Annotated in this window: 1 protein-coding gene; it reads left to right on the top strand. The window is 62.0% G+C overall.

Going from position 1 to position 581, the window contains the following annotated elements; genetic code table 11:
- The coding region (locus FH975_RS16225) for an energy transducer TonB (protein WP_162322206.1) at nt 1–313 on the top strand (313 nt) is incomplete at its 5' end.
- Between the last annotated feature and the right edge of the window lie 268 nt (nt 314–581).

Here is a 581-nt window from a genome sequence, read left to right as displayed (position 1 = left end):
GTCGCCCCCGTCGCCGCCGGCTCCGCCGACCTCGATCGAGGCCAGCGTTGACATCTCGTCGAAGGCCATGAATCCGCCGCGCTATCCGCCGGCCGCCTTCCGCGCGGGTATCCAGGGCGAAGTGATCCTGATCATTGATGTCGATGCCAACGGCAACGTCACCAATGTCACGGTGGAAAAGTCCAGCCGTAACCGCGACCTGGACCGTGCTGCGATGGAAGCAGCTCGCAAGTGGCGCTTCAACGCCGCTGAATCTGGCGGTAAGAAGGCGGCAGGTCGCGTTCGCGTCCCGGTCAACTTTGCGCTGAACTGATGCGTCCGGGTGGCCCTCCGGCCACCCCCGCTCCCGGTTCGATTGTTTAGCTTAGCTACACCCTTTATCACCACACACAACAAAGGTAAGCGTCATGCTGCAGGAAATTTTCATCGCCGCTGCTGCCGGGGGCAATCCGTCCAACGCCCTGTCGCAGATGGGCTTCGAGCACCTGATCCACGAAATGACCACCAAGCCGGGTGATTTCGCGGTTTCCTGGGTCGTGCTGCTGACCCTGATCGCCATGTCGGCCATGTCCTGGTACTGG

The sequence above is a fragment of the Nesterenkonia haasae genome (assembly GCF_010119385.1).
In the GTDB taxonomy this organism is placed as follows: Bacteria; Actinomycetota; Actinomycetes; order Actinomycetales; family Micrococcaceae; genus Nesterenkonia; species Nesterenkonia haasae.
This window is presented reverse-complemented; position numbering and strand designations above follow the sequence as displayed.